Annotated in this window: 20 protein-coding genes; 14 read left to right on the top strand and 6 right to left on the bottom strand. The window is 60.6% G+C overall.

The features are described from left to right. Positions 1-82: 82 nt before the first annotated feature. From GVK95_RS17105 to GVK95_RS17085, 5 genes are all read left to right on the top strand, one after another. Positions 83-649, top strand: a complete 567-nt coding sequence (locus tag GVK95_RS17105) for a F0F1 ATP synthase subunit delta (RefSeq protein ID WP_159951778.1) — start codon at positions 83-85, stop codon at positions 647-649. After that, complete coding sequence (gene atpA / locus GVK95_RS17100; RefSeq protein ID WP_159951776.1) at positions 649-2,178, top strand: F0F1 ATP synthase subunit alpha; 1,530 nt, start codon at positions 649-651, stop codon at positions 2,176-2,178. Before GVK95_RS17105 ends, atpA begins: the two co-directional genes overlap by 1 nt. Before the next feature lie 29 nt (positions 2,179-2,207). Beyond that, positions 2,208-3,086 (top strand): F0F1 ATP synthase subunit gamma, encoded by an 879-nt coding sequence (locus tag GVK95_RS17095; RefSeq protein ID WP_159951774.1) that lies wholly within the window; start codon positions 2,208-2,210, stop codon positions 3,084-3,086. A 24-nt stretch (positions 3,087-3,110) separates the two neighbouring features. After that, on the top strand, positions 3,111-4,553 hold the full coding sequence (gene atpD, locus GVK95_RS17090) for a F0F1 ATP synthase subunit beta (RefSeq protein WP_159951772.1): 1,443 nt from the start codon (positions 3,111-3,113) through the stop codon (positions 4,551-4,553). A 68-nt stretch (positions 4,554-4,621) separates the two neighbouring features. After that, a complete protein-coding gene (locus tag GVK95_RS17085; protein ID WP_159951770.1) occupies positions 4,622-5,029 on the top strand; it encodes a F0F1 ATP synthase subunit epsilon in 408 nt (135 codons plus the stop codon). A gap of 112 nt (positions 5,030-5,141) precedes the next feature. Here the strand turns inward: GVK95_RS17085 and GVK95_RS17080 are convergent, their stop codons facing one another. The 4 genes from GVK95_RS17080 to GVK95_RS17065 all read right to left on the bottom strand — a co-directional run bounded on the left by GVK95_RS17080 (position 5,142) and on the right by GVK95_RS17065 (position 10,468). Beyond that, positions 5,142-6,755: a GMC family oxidoreductase N-terminal domain-containing protein gene (locus tag GVK95_RS17080; protein WP_200844312.1), complete on the bottom strand. Its 1,614-nt coding sequence runs from the start codon at positions 6,753-6,755 to the stop codon at positions 5,142-5,144. Positions 6,756-6,764: 9 nt separating this feature from the next. Continuing rightward, on the bottom strand, positions 6,765-7,982 hold the full coding sequence (locus GVK95_RS17075) for a mandelate racemase/muconate lactonizing enzyme family protein (protein WP_159951768.1): 1,218 nt from the start codon (positions 7,980-7,982) through the stop codon (positions 6,765-6,767). Positions 7,983-8,049: 67 nt separating this feature from the next. Beyond that, positions 8,050-9,474, bottom strand: a complete 1,425-nt coding sequence (locus GVK95_RS17070; RefSeq protein WP_159951766.1) for an aldehyde dehydrogenase family protein — start codon at positions 9,472-9,474, stop codon at positions 8,050-8,052. A 97-nt stretch (positions 9,475-9,571) separates the two neighbouring features. Continuing rightward, a complete protein-coding gene (locus GVK95_RS17065; protein ID WP_159951764.1) occupies positions 9,572-10,468 on the bottom strand; it encodes a LysR substrate-binding domain-containing protein in 897 nt (298 codons plus the stop codon). Positions 10,469-10,656: 188 nt separating this feature from the next. Here GVK95_RS17065 and GVK95_RS17060 point away from each other — a divergent pair, with 188 nt between their 5' ends. From GVK95_RS17060 to GVK95_RS17020, 9 genes are all read left to right on the top strand, one after another. Beyond that, entirely contained in the window at positions 10,657-11,589 is a 933-nt protein-coding gene (locus GVK95_RS17060; protein WP_159951762.1) for an L-lactate dehydrogenase, read from the top strand. A 100-nt stretch (positions 11,590-11,689) separates the two neighbouring features. Beyond that, complete coding sequence (locus GVK95_RS17055; RefSeq protein ID WP_159951760.1) at positions 11,690-12,067, top strand: metalloregulator ArsR/SmtB family transcription factor; 378 nt, start codon at positions 11,690-11,692, stop codon at positions 12,065-12,067. A gap of 33 nt (positions 12,068-12,100) precedes the next feature. Beyond that, complete coding sequence (locus tag GVK95_RS17050) at positions 12,101-13,036, top strand: LysR family transcriptional regulator (protein ID WP_159951759.1); 936 nt, start codon at positions 12,101-12,103, stop codon at positions 13,034-13,036. Between the two features lie 132 nt (positions 13,037-13,168). Then, the gene (locus GVK95_RS17045; RefSeq protein ID WP_159951757.1) at positions 13,169-13,648 is read left to right on the top strand and encodes a formate dehydrogenase subunit gamma; all 480 of its coding nucleotides are present in this window, start codon (positions 13,169-13,171) and stop codon (positions 13,646-13,648) included. Next, the gene (locus GVK95_RS17040; RefSeq protein WP_159951755.1) at positions 13,645-15,201 is read left to right on the top strand and encodes an NADH-quinone oxidoreductase subunit NuoF; all 1,557 of its coding nucleotides are present in this window, start codon (positions 13,645-13,647) and stop codon (positions 15,199-15,201) included. The genes GVK95_RS17045 and GVK95_RS17040 overlap by 4 nt, the downstream gene beginning before the upstream one ends. Continuing rightward, the gene (locus GVK95_RS17035) at positions 15,198-15,425 is read left to right on the top strand and encodes a DUF4287 domain-containing protein (RefSeq protein ID WP_159951753.1); all 228 of its coding nucleotides are present in this window, start codon (positions 15,198-15,200) and stop codon (positions 15,423-15,425) included. Before GVK95_RS17040 ends, GVK95_RS17035 begins: the two co-directional genes overlap by 4 nt. A 41-nt stretch (positions 15,426-15,466) precedes the next feature. Then, entirely contained in the window at positions 15,467-18,346 is a 2,880-nt protein-coding gene (gene fdhF / locus GVK95_RS17030; RefSeq protein WP_159951751.1) for a formate dehydrogenase subunit alpha, read from the top strand. Positions 18,347-18,501: 155 nt separating this feature from the next. Continuing rightward, complete coding sequence (gene fdhD / locus GVK95_RS17025) at positions 18,502-19,272, top strand: formate dehydrogenase accessory sulfurtransferase FdhD (protein ID WP_244618807.1); 771 nt, start codon at positions 18,502-18,504, stop codon at positions 19,270-19,272. Then, the gene (locus GVK95_RS17020; RefSeq protein ID WP_159951747.1) at positions 19,262-19,528 is read left to right on the top strand and encodes a formate dehydrogenase subunit delta; all 267 of its coding nucleotides are present in this window, start codon (positions 19,262-19,264) and stop codon (positions 19,526-19,528) included. The genes fdhD and GVK95_RS17020 overlap by 11 nt, the downstream gene beginning before the upstream one ends. A 102-nt stretch (positions 19,529-19,630) precedes the next feature. Here the strand turns inward: GVK95_RS17020 and GVK95_RS17015 are convergent, their stop codons facing one another. Both GVK95_RS17015 and GVK95_RS17010 read right to left on the bottom strand, forming a co-directional pair. Then, entirely contained in the window at positions 19,631-20,110 is a 480-nt protein-coding gene (locus GVK95_RS17015) for a chemotaxis protein CheW (RefSeq protein ID WP_159951745.1), read from the bottom strand. Continuing rightward, positions 20,110-21,882 carry a PAS domain-containing methyl-accepting chemotaxis protein gene (locus tag GVK95_RS17010; RefSeq protein ID WP_244618799.1) on the bottom strand — a complete coding sequence of 591 codons (1,773 nt, stop codon included), beginning with the start codon at positions 21,880-21,882 and terminating at the stop codon, positions 20,110-20,112. Before GVK95_RS17010 ends, GVK95_RS17015 begins: the two co-directional genes overlap by 1 nt. Positions 21,883-21,987 lie beyond the last annotated feature (105 nt).

Raw genomic sequence — 21,987 nt, 5'->3', positions numbered from 1 at the left:
CGGGGGAAAACAAAACGATATCAGGATCTTGCTGAACCATTTCGGGGATGTGGGAGAGCCTGGATCAAGATCAGGGAATTTTTTGCCCGTGGCAGACACATCCCAAGTGATTTCTGGCGTAGCAGAGCGTTACGCATCGTCGCTTTTCGAGCTTGCGCTCGAAGCTGGCGCTGTGGATGCCGTTGCTGCCGATCTCAACCGTTTCCAGGCTATGATCGACGAGAGCGCCGATCTGAAGCGCCTGGTGCTGTCGCCCGTGTTTACAGCCGAAGACCAGGTCAATGCGATTACCGCCATTGCCCAGAAGGCTAAGCTCGGCGCGCTGGTACTGAACTTTCTCAAGGTCGTTGCCGGCAATCGCCGCCTTTTTGCCGTGTCCGGCATGGTGGTTGCCTATCGTCAGATCGCCGCCCAGCACAAGGGCGAGATCACGGCTGAAGTGACCTCTGCGCATGCCCTGACGGCAGAGCAGGAAAAAGAACTGAAGGCGGCGCTGAAGAGCGTTACCGGCAAGGAAGTCTCGATCAATGCTACGGTCGATGCTTCCCTTCTCGGCGGCCTGATCGTCAAGATCGGATCCCGCCAGATCGATACATCTCTTCGCACCAAACTTTCCACCCTTAAGCTTGCACTGAAAGAGGTTGGCTGATGGATATCCGCGCCGCGGAAATTTCCGCAATTCTTAAAGATCAAATCAAAAACTTCGGCAAAGAGGCAGAAGTCTCCGAAGTTGGCCAGGTGCTTTCCGTCGGTGACGGTATTGCCCGCGTTTACGGTCTGGACAATGTCCAGGCTGGTGAAATGGTCGAGTTCCCGGGCGGCATCCGTGGTATGGCGCTGAACCTTGAAGCTGACAATGTCGGCGTGGTTATCTTCGGTTCCGACCGTTCGATCAAGGAAGGCGACACCGTCAAGCGGACCGGCGCCATCGTTGACGTTCCGGTTGGTCCGGAACTGCTCGGCCGCGTTGTCGACGCTCTCGGCAACCCGATCGACGGCAAGGGCCCGATCAATGCAACGCGTCGTTCGCGCGTTGACATCAAGGCTCCCGGCATCATTCCGCGCAAGTCGGTGCATGAGCCGATGTCGACCGGCCTCAAGGCCATCGACGCTCTGATCCCGGTTGGTCGTGGTCAGCGCGAGCTGGTCATCGGTGACCGTCAGACGGGCAAGACCGCGATCATTCTGGACTCGATCCTGAACCAGAAGGCCATTCACGACAATGGTCCGGAAGCTGAGAAGCTTTACTGCGTCTACGTCGCCATCGGCCAGAAGCGTTCGACCGTTGCCCAGTTCGTCAAGGTTCTCGAAGAACGTGGCGCCCTGCAGTATTCGATCATCATCGCTGCCACGGCTTCCGATCCGGCTCCGATGCAGTACCTGGCACCGTTCGCCGGTTGCGCCATGGGCGAATATTTCCGCGACAACGGCATGCATGCCCTGATCGCTTATGACGACCTGTCCAAGCAGGCTGTTGCTTACCGTCAGATGTCGCTTCTGCTGCGCCGTCCTCCGGGCCGCGAAGCTTACCCGGGCGACGTTTTCTACCTCCATTCGCGTCTGCTTGAGCGCGCCGCCAAGATGGGCGACGCTGCCGGTAACGGCTCGCTGACCGCTCTGCCGGTCATCGAAACGCAGGGCAACGACGTTTCGGCGTTCATTCCGACCAACGTGATCTCGATCACCGACGGCCAGATCTTCCTTGAAACCGACCTGTTCTACCAGGGCATTCGTCCGGCCGTTAACGTCGGTCTGTCGGTTTCACGCGTTGGCTCTGCCGCTCAGGTCAAGGCCATGAAGCAGGTTGCCGGTTCGATCAAGGGCGAGCTCGCCCAGTATCGTGAAATGGCAGCATTCGCCCAGTTCGGTTCCGACCTCGATGCTTCGACGCAGCGTCTTCTGAACCGTGGTGCACGCCTGACCGAACTCCTGAAGCAGCCGCAGTTCTCGCCGTTGAAGACGGAAGAACAGGTCGCCGTGATCTTCGCTGGTGTGAATGGCTATCTCGACAAGGTTGCCGTCAACCAGGTCGGCAAGTTCGAACAGGGCCTGCTCTCCTATCTGCGTTCGGAAGGCAAGGGTATCCTTGATGCCATCCGCACGGAGAAGGCGATCAGCGACGACACCAAGGGCAAGCTGAAGTCGGCTATCGACACGTTCGCCAAGAACTTCGCCTGATCAGGGCTCAAGCCAAGGACGGATAACGGATGCCTTCACTTAAGGATCTGAAGAACCGGATCGCCTCCGTCAAGGCGACGCAGAAAATCACCAAGGCGATGAAAATGGTCGCCGCGGCGAAACTGCGTCGTGCGCAGGAGGCGGCCGAGGCTGCCCGGCCGTATTCGCAGCGCATGGGTATCGTTCTTGCCAATATCGCCCAGGCGGTCGGCACGGACGATAGCGTGCCGCGTCTGATGGCCGGCACCGGCAAGGACGATGTGCATCTGCTCGTCGTCTGCACTGCCGAGCGTGGCCTTTGCGGCGGTTTCAATTCGCAGATCTCCCGTTTCGCCCGTGACCATGCGCGCAAGCTGCTGGCCGCCGGCAAGACGGTCAAGATCTTCTGCGTCGGCAAGAAGGGCTTCGACAGCCTTCGTCGCGAATTCGGTTCGATCATCGTCGAACGGACGGATCTGCGCGAAGTCAAGCGTATCGGCTTTGCAGATGCGGATGCCATCGGTCGCAAGATCATCGGCATGTTCGAGCGCGGCGAATTCGACGTCTGCACGCTGTTCTATTCCGAATTCAAGTCGGTCATCAGCCAGATCCCGACTGCGATGCAGCTCATTCCGGCTGCCGCACCTGACGTTGATGCACAGGACGGTGCTTCGGCGTTGTATGAATACGAACCGGATGCGGCTGCGATCCTCACGGATCTCATCCCGCGCAACATCTCGGTTCAGGTCTTCCGGGCTCTGCTCGAAAATGTCGCTGGTGAAATGGGCGCCAAGATGAGCGCCATGGACAATGCGACACGCAACGCCGGTGAAATGATCAACAAGCTGACGCTGAGCTACAACCGCCAGCGCCAGGCTCAGATCACCACCGAGCTCATCGAAATCATTGCGGGCGCGGAAGCGCTCTGAGGTTAAGGAAAGAGGGTAAGAATTATGGCTAAGGCAGCTACCCCCAAATCTACCGCAGCTGGCAAGGTGACGCAGGTCATCGGCGCTGTCGTCGACGTATCGTTCGAAGGCGAACTGCCCTCGATCCTGAACGCGCTGGAAACCACCAATGGCGGCAACCGCCTGGTTCTGGAAGTGGCTCAGCACCTCGGTGAAAACCAGGTTCGCACGATCGCCATGGACTCGACCGAAGGTCTGGTTCGCGGTCAGCCGGTTAGCGACACAGGCGCTCCGATCACCGTTCCGGTTGGTCCTGAAACGCTCGGCCGTATCATGAATGTCATCGGCGAGCCGGTTGACGAAGCTGGTCCGCTGGTCACATCCGGCAAGCGCGCCATCCACCAGGAAGCTCCGGCCTACGTCGAACAGTCGACCGATGCCCAGATCCTGGTTACCGGCATCAAGGTCGTCGACCTTCTGGCGCCTTACGCCAAGGGCGGCAAGATCGGCCTGTTCGGCGGCGCCGGCGTTGGCAAGACCGTTCTGATCATGGAACTGATCAACAACGTCGCCAAGGCGCACGGTGGGTACTCGGTATTCGCCGGTGTTGGCGAACGTACCCGCGAAGGCAACGACCTTTACCACGAAATGATCGAGTCGGGCGTTAACAAGCTCGGCGGCGGCGAAGGCTCCAAGGCTGCCCTCGTATACGGTCAGATGAACGAGCCTCCGGGCGCGCGTGCTCGCGTCGCTCTCACCGGTCTGACGATCGCTGAAGACTTCCGCGACAAGGGCCAGGACGTTCTGTTCTTCGTCGACAACATCTTCCGCTTCACCCAGGCAGGTTCCGAAGTGTCGGCTCTGCTCGGCCGTATCCCGTCGGCCGTTGGTTATCAGCCGACGCTGGCAACCGACATGGGCCAGATGCAGGAACGCATCACCACCACGACCAAGGGGTCTATCACCTCGGTTCAGGCGATTTACGTTCCCGCCGACGACTTGACCGACCCGGCTCCGGCCACATCGTTCGCCCACCTGGACGCAACGACGGTTCTGTCGCGCTCGATCGCCGAAAAGGGTATCTACCCGGCCGTTGACCCGCTCGATAGCACCTCGCGTATGCTCGACCCGATGATCGTCGGCGAAGAGCACTACGAAATCGCTCGTAAGGTTCAGTCGACCCTGCAGCGCTACAAGGCTCTCCAGGACATCATCGCGATTCTGGGTATGGACGAACTGTCTGAAGAAGACCGTCTGTCCGTTGCCCGCGCTCGTAAGATCGAACGCTTCCTGTCGCAGCCGTTCTTCGTTGCCGAAGTCTTCACCGGTTCGCCGGGCAAGCTGGTTGCGCTCGAAGACACGATCAAGGGCTTCAAGGGCCTGGTCAACGGCGACTACGACCACCTGCCGGAAGCGGCTTTCTACATGGTCGGCTCGATGGAAGAAGCCATCGAAAAGGCCAAGAAGCTGGCTGCTGAAGCTGCCTAAGTTAGGATCGACGGCGCGCGGGGTCATCCCGCGTGCCGTGCCTCTTTCCATCAGAGAAGTGAACGACCATGGCCGACAATTTCAGTTTTGAACTCGTTTCGCCCGAGCGCCTTTTGTTGTCCGAGATGGTCAGCGAAGTGGTGATCCCGGCTACCGAAGGCGAAATGACCGTCATGGCCAATCATGCGCCGACGATGACCACGATCAAGCCGGGCGTCGTCACCGTGAAACTCGCTTCGGGTCAGGTGACCAAGTATGTGGTTTTCGGCGGTTTTGCCGACGTTTTGCCGACCGGCTGCACGCTGCTGGCCGAATCTGCCGTGCCGCTCGCAGAAGTCACGCCGGACACGCTGAGCAAGCGTATCGATGAAGCCCGCAAGGAGCTGGATTCGGTTGACCATCACGAACATCGCAGCCGCCTCGAGCACTATCTCGGCGAGTTGACCAACCTGAACGGTATTCTGGTCGCCGCCTGAAAGGCAGAGGCCGAGGGCGAATCGCGGCCCTCCAGACCAGTTGCCGGGAATTGAATGAAGAAAGCCGAGCGTCGCCAGACACTCGGCTTTTTCTTTGATCAGACCCGTGGTTTTACCGCGCATCTTCGAGAATCATCGCAGCGCCTTTTTCCGCGACCATCATCGTTGGTGCGTTGATATTGCCGGCGGTGACATTGGGGAAGATCGAGGCGTCGACGATCCTCAGGCCGGGTATGCCGTGGACCCGCAGACGCGCATCGACGACCGACGTTTGATCGTCCGGCCCCATCGCGCAACTGCCGCAGAGATGATAGATCGAGCCGCTGTTCTGCCGGAAATAGTCGAGCAGTCGTTCATCGCTGTCGGTTGCCGGCGACGGTGAGACTTCCTCTTCGATCAGCGCGGCAAGCGTCGGCGCGGCCGCAATGCGCCTCACCAACCGGCTGCCCTGAATGACTTCGGCAATGTCCCGTTCGGTGGAGAGATAATTGGGCCTGATCAGCGGTGCTGCGTCCGGGGCGTTCGATCCGATGGTGATCTTCCCACGGCTGGTGGGCCGACAGGAATTGAAGGCGATCAGGAAGCCCGGATAGGGTTCCGGGGTCAGGCCTGCCCGGGGATTGACGGGAATGCGGTAGGACAGCGGGTTGAAATACAACTGGATATTGGGCCGGCTTTCATCCGGTGCGCCGCGAAAGAAGCCGCCCGCCTGGTTGACGCTCATCGCGAAGGGTCCGCTGCGGGTCAGGAGATATTGCAGGCCGAGTGCCGCCTGGCCGAACAGGCTGGCAAAGGTTCCGTTCAATGTCGGACAATTGGCGCGATAGTAGAAGCTGGCGCAGAGATGGTCCTGCAGGTTCGAGCCGACTGCCGGCAGATGCCGACGTGTCTTGATTCCATGGGCAAAGAGCAGCGCTCCGTCGCCAATGCCCGAAAGCTGCATCAGCTTTGGCGTATCGACCGCGCCAGCTGCGAGGATCACTTCGCGCCGTGCCTTGAAAAGCCGGATGGCGCCGTTCTGCAGCACTTCGACGGCTTCTACACGTCCATCCTCTGACAGGAGCAGTCGCTGGGCGACCGCATGCCGCTCGATTGCCAGATTGGGCCGCTTCAATGCCGGCCGCAGATATTCGGCGCTGGAATGCGATCTCTGGCCATTGCGGGTGTTGATGTCATAGACGCCCGCCCCCTCGATGTCGCGGCCATTGAAATCGTCATTGGCGGGCAGGCCAAGCTCTTGGCACGCCTTGAGAAACGCGTCGCTGACGGCATGGGTGCTGCCGCGCATCGGTGTGACATGAATGGGGCCGTTGTCACCATGATAGTCGGATGCGCCGTGACGATGCGTCTCCAGCGCCTTGAAATAAGGAAGCGCGTCGGTCGCTGTCCAGCCGGGATTGCCGGCCGCCGCCCAGTCGTCGAAATCTGCATTTGCGCCACGGACATAGACCATGGCATTGATCGAGCCCGATCCGCCCTGGACCTTGCCGCGTGGCACGTAGATCCGCCGGTTGCCGAGTGCCGGCTCCGGTTCGGTCGAATACATCCAGTTGACCTTGGGATTGTAGTAGCTCTTGGCGTAGCCCACCGGGATCTTGAACCAGAAGCTGTCATCCTTGCCGCCGGCCTCGATGAGAAGCACGCTGTAGCGTCCATTCTCGCTCAGGCGGCTGGCCAGGATGCAGCCGGCGGAGCCGGCGCCGACGATGACAAAATCATAGATCATGATCGTGGCTCAACCCTTGGCCGGGGCGAAGGCTTTGACGTCGGCCGGCTCTGCGGCCATCTGCAGGTGCAGGCGATCGCCGGTATAGGGTGAATGCTGCCTCACCACGTCCAGGTCGAGTTCGATGCCGAGGCCTGGCTCGCGGGGCGGGATCAGGTATCCGTCTTCAAATGCCAGCTTCGTCTTCAGCACTTCGGCATGGAAACCGCCGAAATCCATGATGGCTTCGTGGATGAGGAAATTCGGCGTTGCCGCAGAGAGCTGAATACTGGCGGCCGCCCCGACGGGACCATTGTAGAGATGCGGTGCGATCTGCGCGTAAAAGGACTCGGCCATGCCGGCGATCTTCTTGGCCTCCAGCAGGCCGCCGACGCGGGCGACATTCATCTGCAGAATGGAGGCGGCGCCCAGTTGCAGTACGCGCTGGAATTCGTATTTGGTCGTCAGCCGTTCACCGGTCGAGACCGGGATCGAGGTGGCGCGGGCGACTTCCGCCATGGCGGCTTCCTGTCCGGGTGGCACCGGTTCCTCGAACCACAGCGGGTCGTATTTCTCAAGCCGCTTTGCCAATCGGATTGCCGAAGACGGTACCATCTGGCCGTGGGTGCCAAAGAGGATATCGGCACGGCTGCCGACGGCTTGCCGGATCCGGGCGCAGAATTCCTCGCAGCGATCCATGACGCCGAGCGACAGCTGGTGGCCGGAATAGTTGGTATAGGGACCGGCGGGATCGAATTTCAGCGCGGTAAAGCCCATCTCGACCATGCGCACAGCTTCCTCGGCTGCCAGGTCGATGTCGTTATAGTCGTAGTCGCCAGCCACGTTCTTAGGATAGAGATAGGTATAGGCGCGCAGCTTTTCGTGCACTGTGCCGCCGAGCAGATCGGCGACCGGGCGACCAGCCGCCTTGCCGATGATGTCCCAGCAGGCGATTTCCAGACCGGAGACGATGCCCATCATTGTCGGGTCGGGTCGCTGGGTGAAGCCGCTCGAATAGGCGGCACGCCAGAAACGCTCGATCTGGTGCGGGTCATGGCCTTCCAGATACCGCTGGAAGACGTCATCGATCAACGGCACCAGAGCGGAGGGGTGGAATGACGTCGCGTAGATCTCGCCGATGCCCTTGATGCCACAGGCCGTCTCCAGTTCAACGAAGATCCAGTACATGCCGCCGACATGCGGTGGCGGAACGGCGACGACGTAGGTGTTCAGCGACGCGATTTTCATGGGTGTTCCCCGGGCTTTGGATGTTGGCAGTGTGCAGTGATTGCGGACCTGTGCGAGCGGGGCTTGCCTAGTGTTTCAGGATCACGAGGCGTGTCTGGGTGAATTCCAGCATGCCATGCTTGCCGTCGTCGCCGCCGAGACCGGAGCGCTTCCAGCCGGCGTGGTAGCCCTGATAGGGATCGGCCGGGAACCGGTTGATGTAGAGCTCGCCGGCCTCGATCTCGTTCGCGGCCTTCATCACCTTGCGATAGTTTTCGGAAAACAGCACCGAGGCGAGGCCGAACTGATGGTCGCTGGCCATGGCAAGTGCGTCGTCGAATTCGTCATAAGGGATGACGGCGAGAACCGGTCCGAAGACCTCCTCGCGGACGATTTCCATGTCATGGCGGCAATGGGAGAGCAGGGTTGGCGGATAAAAATAGCCCTCACCGGCGGGCACAAAGCCTCCGGTCTCGATGATTGCGCCGTCTGCTCTTGCACGTTCGACCATGTGGTGAATTCGAAGACGTGTAGCTGCATTGGCCAGCGGTCCCATCGCATCCGGGCTTTTGCCGCGATCGCCATAGCGACGGTCGTGGAAGGCGGTGCGTAATCTGACAAGCAGGTCGTCGTGCACCGATTGATGCACATAGAGACGCTCGACCGAGGTGCAGACCTGGCCACAATGGGCGGTCTTGGCCGACATCACCATGCGGGTCACCGCATCCAGATCGGCGTCGGGCTCGACGATGACAGGTGTCTTGCCGCCGAGTTCCAGCGATGGCTTGGCGATGTTGGTCTTGCAATATTTCAACACGGTCTGGCCGGCGACAACGCTGCCCGTCAGCGTGATCATGCCGACCTGTGGCCGCGTGCACATCACTTCTGCAACGTCATGGCTCATGGTCATGATGTTGACGAGGCCGGTCGGCAATTCGGCTTCGAGCAGAGCCTCGGCAAAAACGAAGGCAGATGTGGGGGTATTGTTGCTCGGGCGTACGACCACCGCATTGCCGGTGATCAGGGCCGGGGCAATCTTGCGCACGAGCGTGTAGATCGGGAAATTGAACGGGACGAGACAGGCGACCACGCCGATCGGCGCACGCTTCAGCATCAGCGTCTCGTCCGGCGTGTCGCTCTCGATCACTTCGCCTTCGATCCGGCGGGCCCATTCGGCATGATAGCGCATCAGCTCGACGCCGTAGATGGCTTCGGCTGTCGCATCCGCCAGGCTTTTGCCGCTCTCGCGGGCAAGCGCCTCGCCGATCTTGCCGGCGTTGCGCTCGATTGCATCCGCCAGGCGGCGCAATGCATTGCCACGCTCGATGGCAGGCAGCTTGCCCCAGCTTTTCTGTGCCTCGGCTGCATGGGTGACGGCCGCGATGACATCGGCTTCGGTTGCGGCGGGAACCGATGCAAAAACGGCGCCGTCCGCAGGGTTACGTACCTCGATTGCGGCGCGGCTTTCCAGCTCGACGAAACGGCCGCCAATGAAATTGCGATACTCGGTCATGGCCATCTCCTGCGGAAAAATCCGCCCAAGTAGGGGCCGCAGATGCCGGCTTCGCAAGCGAGTTATTTTCGGGCCGATCATTCCAAAAAGGAATGTTTCAATCCGTGCCCAGCTCTGTCGTCAACCATTGGCGGAATGCCGACGCATTGGCGCTCTCGGGTTGCTCGGCGCGTGTGACCAGCCAGTAGGATTCATGACCCTCGACCTCTACATCCATGACCTGTGTCAGCTGGCCAGCCCGGATCAGCGACGCCACCATGAAACGGTCTGCGACGGCAACGCCGAGGCCGTTGCATGCGGCCTCAACGGCCATGTCGAGCAGGTCGAATTCCAGTCCGCCGCGGGTGTTGGTATGGCTGAGATCGGCCGCATCCAGCCAGCGCTGCCAGGTCAGGTAACGCTGGTCGGCCGAGGCCAGAACGTGCAGAAATGTCAGGTCGGACAGATCGATCGGCTGGCCGGCTTGCTTTGAGCGCAGCAGATGCGGCGCGCAGACGGCGATGTGGCGCTCCGTCATCAGCAGTTGCGATTTCAGCATCGGCCATTCGCCGTCGCCGAAGCGGATGGCGCAATCGAGAATGCTGCGCTCTGCCAGGCTGTCTTTTAGCTCGGTGGTGATGCTGATCTCGATATCGGGCATGAAAGCCCGCAGGCTGGCCAGTCTCGGCATCAGCCAGCGCTTGGCAAAGGTCGGCGGCACGTTGATACGCAAACGGCGCTGGTTGCTCTTTTCCATGATGCCGCGCACGGCCAGTTCGACATTGTGGAAGGCCTGCTGCAGGGTCGCCAGAAGCTCGACGCCGGACGGTGTCAGCTCAAGGTGATGGTGCTTGCGGATCACCAGGGTTTCGCCAAGCTGCTCCTCGAGATTGCGGACCTGGCGGCTGACGGCGCTCTGGGTCAGGTTCAGCCGGTCCGCAGCGCGGGTAAAGCTGCGGGTTTGCCCGACCACCTCGAACACTTTCATGGCCGAAAGCGCCGGCAATTTTCGCATGATCTTACCTGTCTCTTGCCGTCAAGAACGGCTTCGTGGCGGCCATATAAGCAGAGACGGGGTGATGCCGTCACTCTGTTTCTATAATGGCATTTTTCATAGCCAGTTTGCGGAATGCGATTGTATGCATCAGCCGGTCGGTGAGATAGTCGCCATGTTGTCGTTCGGCAACCAGGGGAGGACAGGGCATGAAAGTCGGGATCGTGGGTGCGGGCATGGTCGGCAGTTCGGCAGGTTATGCCTTGGCGCTGATGGGCATTGCCAGCGATATCGTGCTGATCGATCAGAACGCGGCGCTGGCGCTCGCCCAGGCGGAGGATATCTCGCATGCCGTCCCGTTCATGTCGTCGACGACGGTGAATGCCGGAGGCTACAAGGATCTGGAGGGTGCGGGCGTCGTTATTCTTGCGGCCGGTGTCAGCCAGAAGCCGGGCGAGACCCGTCTGGAACTGCTGGAGCGCAACGCCGCCGTGTTTCGCGCCGTGTTGAGCGAGGTCCTGCCGGTGGTGCCCGAGGCGATCCTTTTGATCGCGTCCAACCCCGTCGATATCATGACGCAGATCACCACGCGCATTTCCGGGCTTGCCCCACAGCGCATCATCGGCTCAGGCACGATCCTCGATACGGCGCGCTTTCGCAGCCTGATCGGCCGGCATCTCGGCATTTCGCCGCAATCGGTGCATGCCTATGTGCTGGGCGAACACGGCGACAGCGAAGTGCTGGCCTGGTCGAGCGCAAGGGCTGGCTCCATATCGCTTCATTCGTTTGCCGAGCAGGTCGATCACCCCCTGACGGAGGCAGTTCGGGATTCGATAGACGATGGCGTGCGCAATGCTGCCTACAAGATCATCAACGGCAAGGGTTCGACCTATTATGGTATCGGTGCGGGACTGGCCCGGATCGTCAAGGCGATCGCGCAGGATCACCGTGATGTGCTGTCGGTTTCGATCGTCACACCGGAGGTGACCGGCATTCGCGACGTGGCCCTTTCGATCCCGCGCGTCATCGGGGCTGCGGGCGTGATCACCGATCTGTTCCCGGATCTCGACGAACAGGAATATGGCGCGTTGAACCGCAGTGCGTCGCTCCTGAAGGCGCTGGCGGATTCGGTTCGGCTATAGTTGGGCTGGCTTCTGTCACGAAGCATTTGCCTTCTGGCAGGCATCCGGTTTTGATCCGCCAGCATTTGCCCTATAGTGATTTTTTAATGTTTGGACGAGCATGAAGATGGATGCACAGGTTGTCGGGGGCGGTGAACTGGCCGACTTCAGGTCGAAGGCGCGCGCAGCGAGTGGCCTGCTCAAGGCCTTGTCACACGAGACCCGCCTGCTGATCCTTTGCATGGTCAGCCGCGAGGAAAAGACCGTCAGCGAAATCGAAAAACTTCTCGGGCTTCAGCAAGCCGTGGTCTCGCAGCAGCTTGCCCGGCTTCGCGCCGACAAGATCCTCGAGACACGCCGTGACGGGCGCCAGATCTACTATCGCATCGCAGACCCGCAGCTCAACGAGTTGATCTCCGTTCTCTACAAGATGTATTGCGAACCAGGCCCTGGTTCGGTTCCGGTTGGGGCCGCTGGCGATGCGGCCGACATCGCGTGAGCGCACGGCATGGAAATCTGATGGGGGCTGGCCGTGATCGACAAGCTTGAATTCTTCATTGCGCTTGCCCGCGAGCAGCATTTCGGAAGAGCGGCCGAAGAATGCGGCGTGACACAACCGACGCTGTCGGCGGCGATCCGCCAGCTTGAGGATCAACTCGGCGTGATGCTGGTCCAGCGCGGCTCGCGTTATCAGGGCCTGACGCCGGAGGGGCAGCGGGTGCTCGAATGGGCGCGGCGGATTGTCGGCGACGCGCGCACCTTGCGCGAAGAAATGCGGGCCACCCGCCATGGCCTTGCCGGGCATATCCGGCTGGCGGTCATTCCGACGGCTCTGGCGATGGTTCAGCGGCTGACGGAACCGTTTCAGCAGCGCCATCCGAATGTGACGTTTTCCGTCCTGTCGCGCACCTCGCTGCAGGTGCTGAGCCTGCTTGAAAATCTCGAGATCGATGCGGGCATTACCTATCTCGACAATGAGCCGCTGGGGCGGGTCACGAGCGTGCCGCTTTACTCCGAGCGTTATCACCTGATTACCGCTGCTGGAACGCCGCTCGCCGCTCGCGATTCCGTGTCCTGGAGCGAAGTGGCCGACCTTCGGCTCTGTCTGCTGACCGCGGACATGCAGAATCGCCGGATCATCAACCAGCATATGGCCGAGGCGGGGGTTACCCCGAAGCCGACGCTCGAATCCAATTCGATGATCGTGCTTTTCTCCCATATCCGCACCGGAAAATGGGCTTCGATCATGCCGCGCAACGTGGCCGAATCCTTCGGTTTCACCGAGGCGATCCGGATGATCCCGATCACCGATCCGGATGCACAACATCTGGTCGGGCTCGTCGCGACGCATCGCGAGCCGCATACGCCGCTGGTGTCGGGACTGCTGCATGAAGCCCGCATGCTGGTCGCCGCGCAGGCCTTTGATAGATTTTTTCTATCAAGCGACGAAACAGCTGCATTGACCTGATCCGCGCAACACGGTCATCCTCACATAAAGCAACGCGAGCGATTTCGCTGCGGGAGGCTTCAAGCACAATTCGAGGCGGCAAGCCCGGCGCATTTAGATCTGGACGGCTTGTCGGTTTGGGAGGACTGGCACATGAATATTCGGGCGATTGCCGAGGATGAGGCAACCCGCATCTCCGCGATCATTGAGGACTTGAAGCATCTGGAAGGCCCGATGCTGCCGATCCTGCATGAGATCCAGGCCGCATTCGGCTTTGTTCCGGAAAGTGCCAAGCAGATCATCGCCACGGCGTTGAATCTGTCGCGTGCGGAAGTGCATGGCGTGATCACCTTCTATCACGATTTTCGCGACCATCCCTCCGGTCGGCATGTTCTGAAACTCTGTCGCGCCGAGGCTTGCCAGTCGATGGGTGGCGAGCCTCTTGCGGAAACACTGCTGTCGCGGCTGGGTATCGACTGGCACGGCACCACCGCCGATGGTGCGATCACCGTCGAGCCGGTGTTCTGTCTCGGGCTCTGTGCCCAGGCACCGGCCGCCATGCTGGACGACGAACTCTATGCCAGGCTCGACGAACACTGTCTGACCGACATCGTTGCGGAGGCACGCCGATGAGCGTCACCGTTTTTGTTCCTCGTGATTCAGCCGCTCTTGCCGTTGGCGCCAACAGGGTTGCCGCAGCGATCGAGCGGGAAGCTGCGGCCCGCGGTCTCGACGTTGCGATCGTTCGCAATGGCTCGCGCGGCATGCTCTGGCTTGAAGTTCTGGTCGAGGTTCGCACGGAAGCCGGCCGTATCGCCTATGGCCCGGTTACGCCTTCGGATGTGCCAGCCCTGTTCGATGCCGGGTTTCTCAATGGTGGCGCGCATGCGCTCTGTCACGGCGAAACGAAGGAAATTCCGTTCCTCAAGAGTCAGACACGACTTACATTCTCGCGCTGTGGCGTGACCGACCCTTTGTCGCTGGATGATTATCGCCGCTATCAGGGTCTGAAGGGCCTCGAAAAGGCGATTGCGCTACCGCCTGCGGAGATTGTCAGTCAGGTGACTCATAGCGGCCTTCGCGGTCGCGGCGGGGCGGGTTTCCCCACCGGCATCAAGTGGAAGACGGTTGCCGATGCCAGGGCCGACCAGAAATATATCGTCTGCAACGCCGACGAGGGCGATAGCGGTACGTTTGCCGACCGGATGATCATGGAGGGCGATCCCTTCGTGCTGATCGAAGGCATGGCCATCGCCGGCATCGCCACCGGTGCGACCAAGGGTTATGTCTATACCCGGTCGGAATATCCCTATGCGATTGCAATGATGAACGAGGCGATCGAGATCGCCCGCCGCGCCGGCATTCTCGGGGCGTCCGTGTTGGGTTCGCCTTACGCTTTCGACATGGAAGTGCGCGAAGGAGCCGGTGCCTATGTGTGCGGCGAGGAAACCTCGCTGCTCAACAGTCTGGAAGGCAAGCGCGGTATCGTGCGCGCCAAGCCGCCGCTGCCGGCGCTTCAGGGCCTGTTCGGCAAGCCGACCGTCGTCAACAACGTCATGTCGCTTGCCTCCATTCCGGTGATCATGGACAGGGGTGCGCAGTTCTACCGCGACTTCGGCATTGGTCGTTCGCATGGCACGATCCCGATCCAGATCGCTGGCAACGTCAAGTATGGCGGCCTGTACGAGACGGCATTCGGCCTGACGCTTGGCCAGCTTATCGACGAGATCGGCGGCGGAACATTGTCCGGCCGGCCGGTCAAGGCGGTGCAGGTCGGCGGGCCGCTCGGCGCCTATTTCCCGCGGGCACTGTTCGATACGGTTTTCGACTACGAGTCCTTCGCCGCGCGTGACGGGTTGATCGGGCATGCCGGCATCGTCGTCTTCGACGATACGGCCGACATGCTGAAACAGGCGCGGTTCGCCATGGAATTCTGTGCCATCGAAAGCTGCGGCAAATGCACACCCTGCCGCATCGGCTCGACGCGTGGCGTCGAGACAGCCGACAGGATTGCCCAGGGCATCGAACCCGAGAAGAATCGGGAATTGCTCACCGATCTCTGCAACACGATGAAATTCGGTTCGCTCTGCGCGCTCGGCGGTTTCACGCCCTATCCTGTGTTGAGCGCCATGAAGCATTTCCCCGCTGATTTTGCGCCGGCACCGCTGGTGGAGGCGGCCGAATGAGCGAAGCGAACAAAGTCAAAGGCCCTGCGTCCTATTTCCCGTCGATCGAAAAGACCTATGGTCAGCCGATCGCGCACTGGAAGGAACTGGTCCGTGGTCAGTCTGGACTGACGCATATGCAGATCGTCAACTGGCTGAAGCAGACCCACGGCCTGGGGCATGGTCACGCCAATGCGCTTGTGGCGCATACGCTGACTGAAACCAAACAAGCCGGAGAGATCTGAATCATGCGCAATCTTTCCAATGATTTCAAAGGAGCCTTCTGATGGGTCTCGTTCCGGAAATTGACTTTGGCACACCGGCATCCCGCTCCAGCGAGACCGTCACGCTGACCATCGACGGTCGCGAGATCACTGTTGCTGCAGGGACCTCGATCATGCGCGCCTCGATGGAGGCCGGCATCCAGGTGCCGAAGCTGTGTGCCACCGACATGGTCGACGCATTCGGCTCCTGCCGCCTCTGTCTGGTCGAGGTCGAGGGCCGCAACGGCACGCCGGCCTCCTGCACGACACCTGTCGCTGCCGGCCTTGTCGTCCATACCCAGACGGATCGGCTGAAGCAGATCCGCAAGGGCGTGATGGAACTGTATATTTCCGACCACCCGCTCGACTGTCTGACCTGCGCTGCCAATGGCGATTGTGAGTTGCAGGACATGGCGGGTGCCGTCGGCCTGCGTGACGTGCGCTACGGCTATGAGGGTGACAACCATGTCAAGGCGCGCTCAGGTGGCGAAAGCAATGCTCGCTACATGCCGAAGGACGAGAGCAATCCTTACTTCACCTATGATCCGGCCAAATGCATTGTCTGTTCGCGTTGCGTCAGGGCCTGCGAGGAAGTGCAGGGTACGTTTGCGCTGACCATCGAGGGACGTGGTTTCGGCAGCCGCGTGTCACCCGGCGCGCACGAAGACTTCCTCTCGTCCGAATGCGTCTCCTGCGGCGCCTGCGTCCAGGCCTGTCCCACCGCAACGCTGACCGAGAAGTCGGTCATCGCCATTGGTCAGCCGGAACATTCCGAGGTGACCACCTGTGCCTATTGCGGCGTCGGCTGTTCGTTCAAGGCGGAAATGCGCGGCGAAGAGTTGGTGCGCATGGTTCCCTGGAAGGATGGCAAGGCCAATCGCGGCCATTCCTGCGTCAAGGGACGGTTCGCCTATGGTTACGCAAGCCACAAGGATCGCATCCTCAACCCGATGGTACGCGAGAACATTTCCGACCCATGGCGCGAAGTGACCTGGGATGAGGCGTTCGCCCATATCGCCTCCGAGTTCAAGCGGCTGCAATACCAGTATGGTCGCGACGCGATCGGTGGCATCACCTCGTCGCGCTGCACCAATGAAGAAACCTATCTGGTGCAGAAGCTGATCCGCGCCGGCTTCGGCAACAACAATGTCGATACCTGCGCCCGCGTCTGCCACTCGCCGACAGGTTATGGTCTCGGCCAGGCCTTCGGTACGTCGGCAGGCACGCAGGATTTCGACAGTGTCGAACATTCCGATGTTGTCGTGGTCATCGGCGCCAATCCGACGGATGGACATCCGGTCTTCGGCTCGCGGCTGAAGAAGCGATTGCGCCAAGGGGCCAAGCTGATCGTCATCGATCCGCGCCGGACCGATATCGTCCGCAGTCCACATATCGAGGCGGCCTTCCATCTGCCGCTGAAACCCGGCACCAATGTTGCTGTCATGACCGCCATGGCGCATGTCATCGTGACCGAAGGACTGTTTGCCGAAGCTTTCATTCGCGAACGCTGCGACTGGTCTGAATTCGAGGATTGGGCGGCGTTTGTCGCCGAACCGCAGCACAGCCCGGAATCAACAGAGGCATTCACTGGCGTCCCGGCTGCCGACCTGCGCGGTGCTGCCCGCCTCTATGCGACCGGCGGCAATGGCGCGATCTATTATGGTCTGGGCGTCACCGAGCACAGCCAGGGCTCGACCACCGTCATGGCGATCGCCAACCTCTCGATGGTCACTGGCAATATCGGCCGTCCGGGTGTCGGCGTGAACCCATTGCGCGGGCAGAACAATGTTCAGGGCTCTTGCGACATGGGTTCCTTCCCGCACGAGTTTCCCGGTTACCGCCATGTGTCGGATGATGCGACGCGCGACACGTTCGAAAAACTCTGGGGCGTGACGCTGAGCAATGAGCCCGGCCTTCGCATTCCCAACATGCTCGATGCGGCCGTCGATGGCACGTTCAAGGGCATCTACATCCAGGGCGAGGACATTCTCCAATCCGATCCGGATACCAAACATGTGTCAGCCGGTCTGGCCGCGATGGAATGCGTCGTCGTGCACGACCTCTTCCTCAACGAGACGGCGAATTACGCCCACGTCTTCTTGCCGGGTTCGACCTTCCTGGAGAAGGACGGCACCTTCACCAATGCCGAGCGACGCATCAACCGCGTGCGCAAGGTTATGAGCCCGAAGAACGGCTACAGCGACTGGGAAGTGACACAGAAGCTTGCCCAGGCGATGGGGCTCAACTGGACCTACAGCCATCCGTCTGAAATCATGGACGAGATCGCCTCGACCACGCCGAGCTTTGCCAATGTCTCCTATGCCTATCTCGACAAGATGGGATCGGTGCAGTGGCCGTGCAACGAAGCACATCCAGAGGGCTCGCCGATCATGCATACCGACGGCTTCGTGCGCGGCAGGGGTAAGTTCATCCGCACCGAATATGTCGCGACCGACGAACGCACCGGGCCGCGTTTCCCGCTGCTGCTGACCACCGGTCGCATCCTGTCGCAGTACAATGTCGGCGCCCAGACGCGGCGCACCGAAAACACAGTGTGGCACGACGAGGACCGGCTGGAAGTGCATCCGCATGATGCCGAGCAGCGGGGGATCAAGGATGGCGACTGGATCAAGCTGACCAGCCGCTCGGGTGATACGACGTTGCGCGCGTTGCTGACCGACCGGGTGTCGCCGGGCGTGGTCTACACCACCTTCCACCATCCCGACACACAGGCCAACGTGATTACCACGGACTTCTCCGACTGGGCGACCAACTGCCCGGAATACAAGGTCACTGCGGTGCAGGTCTCGCCGTCGAATGGCCCGACCGAATGGCAGGAAGACTATGACGAACTGTCCCGTCGCTCGCGTCGCATCGTCGGCAAGCTCGAGGCTGCGGAGTGACGCATGGCGCTGTCATCTGGCTCTTTGCCATTGGCCCTGACGCGACCTGCGCGACGCGGCCGCCGGTACGGATGCAACGGTAGGAAGGAGCTAACTGCGTGACCGCCCGCAACGTGACCCTCGCCGTCCGGGAAATCCGCAGTCGCCGGGGACTAATGACGGAAGCAAACCGTCTCGTGCCGGAAGAAGTGCCGATCGCCTTTTCCTACGGCGGCAGCACCCATGCCGTGATGATGGCGACGCCTGATGATCTCGAGGATTTCGCCGTGGGGTTTTCCCTGGCCGAAGGCATTATCGGCCATGCGCGCGAGATCGTCGATATCGAGGTGGTCGAGGCCGGTGACGGAATCGATGTGCAGATCGTCCTGGTGGACGGGAATGCTGAGGCCTTGACCTCGCGGCGCAGGCGCATGGCCGGTCCGGTCGGATGTGGCCTTTGCGGCATCGAATCGATCGAACAGGCGACGCGCGAGGTGCCGGTGATTGCGGGCAGCAGTTTCGCCCTCACACCGGTGCAGATCGCCGAGGCCCTGCGTCTTTTGACCGAAGGACAAAAGCTCAACCGCGAAACGCGTGCGGTGCATGGAGCCGGTTTCTTTGTGCCCGGCCGTGGTGTGGTGGCGATCCGGGAAGATGTCGGGCGCCACAATGCGCTCGACAAGCTTGCCGGTGCCGTGCTGCTGGGCGGATGGTCACCGGCCGAAGGGGCGGTTGTCGTTACAAGTCGTCTGTCGGTCGAGATGGTGCAGAAGACGGCGGCACTCGGCAGTCCGATGCTGATCGCGATTTCCGCGCCGACCGCGCTGGCTATCCGCACAGCCGAAAAGGCGGGCATGACCCTGATCGGCATTGCCCGCGACGATGATTTCGAAATTTTCACAGGGTCTGAAAAAGTGGTCCAGGGAGTGTTCCACCATGTCTCATAGCGGCACTGACGAAAAGCTGGTGCGGATGGCAAACCAGATCGCCACCTTTTTTGCGTCCCAACCGCAGGAAGTGCGCGTTGATGGTGTCGCGCTGCATATCAACAAGTTCTGGGAGCAGCGCATGCGCCGCCGGTTCTTCGAGATGATCGATGCGCATCAGGAAGGTTTCCTGCCGCTTGTCGTCGAGGCCGCCGCGAAGATCCAGCGCCCTGGCCCGGTGGCGGCACACAACCCAGCCGAGATGTCGTCGTCCTGATCCGTTGGGGATCAGCAGTCGTGTGTATGGCCACGCAAGTATTAGACGCAAAAAGCGGCCATCGGCCGCTTTTTGTCATATTTAACTTAAGATGGCCTGCAATTACGCCGCCAGATCTTCCAGTTCGCTGCCCTTGAACATCTTGGCGAGGTTCAGGAAGCAGATCATGCCGTTTTCATTGGCGATGATGCCTTCGGAGAAGGTCTTGTCGAAGGAGGCGGAGATTTCCGGCACCGGCTGAACCTGGCTGGACGGAATGGTCAGGATGTCCGAAACGCGGTCGACCAGCATGCCGATGACCATGTTGTGCACTTCCGCAACCACGATGGCCGAGCGCTCGTTGGCAACCGTCGACTTCATGCCCAGCTTGTAGGCCAGGTCGATGATCGGGATCACCGAGCCGCGCAGGTTCATCACGCCGATGACGTCGGCCGGTGCATGCGGGATCGGCGTCGACGGAGCCCAGCCGCGAATTTCGCGGATCGTGGTCGTCTTGACGCAGAATTCCTGATCATGAAGCCGGAAAGCGATGATCTCGAGGGTTTCCCCGCTGAAACTTGTCGAACTGATCGTGGTTGCCATTAGAAATCTTCCCAACCTTCCTGTGCCTTAGCCGATGCACCTACGCCTGCGGCGCGAGCGACCTGAGCCATGAGTTTGCGTGCCGGCGATGCAACAGGAGGGGCATCAGGACGCGCTTGGTGTATAATATGCGAAGAGTGTTGCCCAATTCTAAACTGCGCGACGAGACTCCGAAGTGTTGCCGCCTCGCGGGCCAGGCTGTGGCTGGCGGCTGTCGATTCCTCGACCATGGCGGCGTTCTGCTGAGTGTTCTGGTCCAGCGCATTGACCGCGCGGTTGATTTCCAGCAGCCCGGTTGACTGTTCCTTCGATGCCTCGACGATGGCGATGACATTCAGGTTGATGTCCTGGACTTCCGAGACGATCTGTTCCAGCGCCTTGCCGGTTTCTCCCACCAGATCGACGCCGTTCTTCACCTGGCCGGACGATGTGGTGATCAGGGCCTTGATCTCCTTGGCCGCGTTGGCCGACCGTTGCGCCAGTTCGCGCACCTCCTGCGCGACGACCGCAAAGCCCTTTCCTGCTTCGCCGGCACGGGCCGCTTCCACACCGGCATTCAGGGCGAGCAGGTTGGTCTGGAAGGCAATATCGTCGATGACGCCGATGATGTTGGAAATCTCGCGCGACGAGTTTTCGATCTGGTCCATGGCACCGATCGCCTTCTTGACGACATCGCCGGATCGCTCCGCCGCAGCCTTGGTGCGGCCGACCATCTGTCCCGCCTCGATCGCCCGCTTGGAACTGTTGGACACTGTCTGGGTAATCTGCTCCAGCGCGGTCGCGGTTTCCTCGATCGCTGCGGCCTGTTGTTCGGTGCGCTTCGACAGGCTGTCGGAAGCGGTGCGGATCTCGGACGAGCCGGCAGCGATGGCCTCGGTATTGCCGTTGACGGTGCGGATCGCCTGATGCAGCTTTTCGATCGAGGCGTTGAAATCCACCCGAGTCTTCTCAAGCGCCGGCATGAAAGGGTTCTCGATGCGCGCCGTCAGGTCGCCATTGGCAAGAGCCGTCAGCCCATGCGCCAGTTCATCGACGGCGCGGACCCGTTCGGTCACGTCGGTTGCATATTTCACCACCTTGAAGACGCGGCCATTGGCATCGAAGATCGGATTGTAGGAGGCCTGGATCCAGACGACCTTGCCACCCTTGCCGATGCGTTTGAATTCCTCGGCAACATATTGACCGGATGCCAGCGTCAGCCAGAACTTGCGATAGTCTTCCGTGCGCGTGTAGTCCGCTTCACAGAATATCGCATGATGCTTTCCGGTAATTTCACTCAGACTGTAGCCAAGTGTCTTGAGGAAGTTTTCATTGGCGGTCAGGATGTCGCCGGTAGGGGTGAACTCGATCGTTGCCTGAACGCGTGAAATGGCTTCCAGCTTGCCGCTGTCTTCCGCCGACTTCTGCTTTCTCGCCGTGATGTCTGTGGCGAACTTGACGATCTTGTAAGGCTTGCCGCCGCGCATGACAGGATTGTAGGAGGCCTGAATCCAGATCTCCGATCCGTCCTTGGCGATGCGCTTGTATTCGCGGCTGTCGAATTGCCCTCGGCCGAGACTAGCCCAGAACTCGCGATACTCCGCGCTCGCCACATAGGCTGGCTCGCAGAACATGCGATGGTGCTTGCCCTTGATCTCGCTCAGGCTGTAGCCCAGCGTGCGACAGAAATTCTCATTCGCGGTAATGATCGTCCCATCGAGGTTAAACTCGATAATTGCCTGGGAGCGGCCCAGCGCGGCGAGGACGGATTTTGCGTCCCCTGTATTCGTCATCAGAAATGCCATTTTCCCACTCCGGGTAGACCACGGTTTCATGAAAATTGGCGGCTTCCATTCGAGGGGAAACCGCCAATTTCTAGGGGTCAATTATGGCTCTCA

Origin of the sequence: Rhizobium sp. 18065, from assembly GCF_902706095.1 — a bacterium.
Classification (GTDB): Bacteria; Pseudomonadota; Alphaproteobacteria; order Rhizobiales; family Rhizobiaceae; genus Allorhizobium.
Note: the sequence above shows the minus strand (reverse complement) of the source record. Positions and strands in the feature narration are given on the sequence as shown.

Excerpts from the sequence above, each read along its gene's own strand:
- atpA (WP_159951776.1), top strand. The coding sequence starts at position 649 with ATGGATATCCGCGCCGCGGAAATTTCCGCAATTCTTAAAGATCAAATC.
- GVK95_RS17095 (WP_159951774.1), top strand. The coding sequence starts at position 2,208 with ATGCCTTCACTTAAGGATCTGAAGAACCGGATCGCCTCCGTCAAGGCG.
- atpD (WP_159951772.1), top strand. The coding sequence starts at position 3,111 with ATGGCTAAGGCAGCTACCCCCAAATCTACCGCAGCTGGCAAGGTGACG.
- GVK95_RS17085 (WP_159951770.1), top strand. The coding sequence starts at position 4,622 with ATGGCCGACAATTTCAGTTTTGAACTCGTTTCGCCCGAGCGCCTTTTG.
- GVK95_RS17080 (WP_200844312.1), bottom strand. The coding sequence starts at position 6,755 with ATGATCTATGATTTTGTCATCGTCGGCGCCGGCTCCGCCGGCTGCATC.
- GVK95_RS17075 (WP_159951768.1), bottom strand. The coding sequence starts at position 7,982 with ATGAAAATCGCGTCGCTGAACACCTACGTCGTCGCCGTTCCGCCACCG.
- GVK95_RS17070 (WP_159951766.1), bottom strand. The coding sequence starts at position 9,474 with ATGACCGAGTATCGCAATTTCATTGGCGGCCGTTTCGTCGAGCTGGAA.
- GVK95_RS17065 (WP_159951764.1), bottom strand. The coding sequence starts at position 10,468 with ATGCGAAAATTGCCGGCGCTTTCGGCCATGAAAGTGTTCGAGGTGGTC.
- GVK95_RS17060 (WP_159951762.1), top strand. The coding sequence starts at position 10,657 with ATGAAAGTCGGGATCGTGGGTGCGGGCATGGTCGGCAGTTCGGCAGGT.
- GVK95_RS17055 (WP_159951760.1), top strand. The coding sequence starts at position 11,690 with ATGAAGATGGATGCACAGGTTGTCGGGGGCGGTGAACTGGCCGACTTC.
- GVK95_RS17045 (WP_159951757.1), top strand. The coding sequence starts at position 13,169 with ATGAATATTCGGGCGATTGCCGAGGATGAGGCAACCCGCATCTCCGCG.
- GVK95_RS17040 (WP_159951755.1), top strand. The coding sequence starts at position 13,645 with ATGAGCGTCACCGTTTTTGTTCCTCGTGATTCAGCCGCTCTTGCCGTT.
- GVK95_RS17035 (WP_159951753.1), top strand. The coding sequence starts at position 15,198 with ATGAGCGAAGCGAACAAAGTCAAAGGCCCTGCGTCCTATTTCCCGTCG.
- fdhF (WP_159951751.1), top strand. The coding sequence starts at position 15,467 with ATGGGTCTCGTTCCGGAAATTGACTTTGGCACACCGGCATCCCGCTCC.
- fdhD (WP_244618807.1), top strand. The coding sequence starts at position 18,502 with ATGACGGAAGCAAACCGTCTCGTGCCGGAAGAAGTGCCGATCGCCTTT.
- GVK95_RS17020 (WP_159951747.1), top strand. The coding sequence starts at position 19,262 with ATGTCTCATAGCGGCACTGACGAAAAGCTGGTGCGGATGGCAAACCAG.
- GVK95_RS17015 (WP_159951745.1), bottom strand. The coding sequence starts at position 20,110 with ATGGCAACCACGATCAGTTCGACAAGTTTCAGCGGGGAAACCCTCGAG.
- GVK95_RS17010 (WP_244618799.1), bottom strand. The coding sequence starts at position 21,882 with ATGACGAATACAGGGGACGCAAAATCCGTCCTCGCCGCGCTGGGCCGC.